This window comes from Delftia sp. ZNC0008 (assembly GCF_000799035.1).
GTDB classification, from domain to species: Bacteria; Pseudomonadota; Gammaproteobacteria; order Burkholderiales; family Burkholderiaceae_C; genus Comamonas; species Comamonas tsuruhatensis.
On record NZ_JTKZ01000197.1, the window covers coordinates 1 to 1468 of the forward strand.

The window sequence follows — 1468 nt, forward strand, 5'->3', positions numbered from 1 at the left end:
CCGCGTCGCCGATGTCGTTCCAGCGGCCATCGGCCCAGTGGTAGGCGGCGTGGTAGACCTCGTTCATGCGCGCATCGATCACGGCGATGAGGTCGGTGCAGCCGTATTGCATGCGCGCCTGCTCGGCCACGGCCAGCAGGCTGTCCATGGGCAGCACGGGCACGCGGGCGGCAAAGGCCAGGCCCTGGGCCACGGAGCACGCCGTGCGCAGGCCCGTGAACGAGCCCGGACCCCGGCCGAAGACGATGGCCCGCAGCTCGGCGAACTCCAGTCCGGCCTGGGCCATGAGGGCCAGGATGGCGGGGATCAGCTCGGTCGAGGTCTGCGGGCCGCCGGGGCCGCTGTGTTCCCAGACGGCATCGCCGCGCTGCACGGCGATGGAGAGGGTGTCGGTACTGGTGTCTAGGGCAAGAAGATTCATGGCGTGGGGCAGGCGGCGGTGCCGCAGCAAGCCCTGGATTATCGGTGCCCCGCCCGGCCCGCGCGCGGCATGGCCGCAATGACCGGCGTAGACTTGCTGGCCATGTTGCATCTTTCGCTGTCTTCTTTCCTTATTTCCTCGATTTCCTCCGCCTTCTCACTCGGAACGCCGCGTTCACACCGAGGCCTGGCAGCCGCGCTGCTGGCGGCGGCTGCCCTGCCCGGCATGGCCATTGCCCAGGCCGATGCGCCCACGTCACCGGCGGCCCTTTCCACCAAGACTGCGCGCGAAAGCCGGCTGCCGCCTCCCGTGGAAGCCGCCCTGGCGCGCGCCAAGCTGCCGCGCGAGGCGGTCTCCGCCCTGGTGGTGGAGGTCGATGGCCGGGCCGCTCCGCGCCTGGACTGGCAAAGCCATGTGGCCATGAACCCGGCCTCGGTGATGAAGCTGGTCACCACCTATGCGGCGCTGGACCAGCTGGGTCCTGCCCATGTCTGGCGCACGCCCGTCTTCCTGGGCGGGCCGGTGCAGGACGGCGTGCTGCGCGGGCCGCTGTACATCCAGGGCCAGGGCGATCCCAAGCTCGTGATGGAGCGGCTGTGGCTGATGCTGCGCCGCCTGCAGGGCATGGGCATCAAGGTCATCGTGGGCGACATCGTGCTGGACCGCAGCGCGTTCTCCGTCCCCGCCCACGATCCCGCCACCTTCGACAACGAGCCCTGGCGCCCCTACAACGTGGCGCCCGACGCCCTGCTGGTCAACTACAAGGCCGTGACGGTCGGCTTTGTGCCCGACGCCGCGGCGGGCGTGGCGCGGCTGCAATACGATCCGCCGCTGGCCGGAATCCAGCAACAGGAAACCGTGCCCCTGGCGCCGGCAGGCAGCGAGTGCGGCGACTGGCGCGCCCGGCTGCAGCTGGACATGGCCGACCCGTTGCGCATCGCCTTTGCCGGCACGTTCCCGGCCAGCTGCGGCGACAAGAGCTGGTCGCTGGCGCCGGCCCAGCCCGAGGCCTTCGCGGCGCGCGCCATCGAGGGCATGTGGCGCGAG

2 protein-coding genes are annotated in these 1468 nt (G+C 70.9%); one reads left to right on the forward strand and one right to left on the reverse strand.

Going from position 1 to position 1468, the window contains the following annotated elements; all coding sequences use genetic code 11:
* The coding region (tsaB, locus tag L995_RS06575; protein ID WP_047470385.1) for a tRNA (adenosine(37)-N6)-threonylcarbamoyltransferase complex dimerization subunit type 1 TsaB at positions 1-421 on the reverse strand (421 nt) is incomplete at its 3' end.
* A gap of 69 nt (positions 422-490) precedes the next feature.
* Between tsaB and L995_RS06580 the strand changes: the two genes are divergently transcribed.
* Positions 491-1468, forward strand: a 978-nt coding sequence (locus tag L995_RS06580) for a D-alanyl-D-alanine carboxypeptidase/D-alanyl-D-alanine-endopeptidase (protein ID WP_047470387.1), incomplete at its 3' end; no start/stop codon positions are given.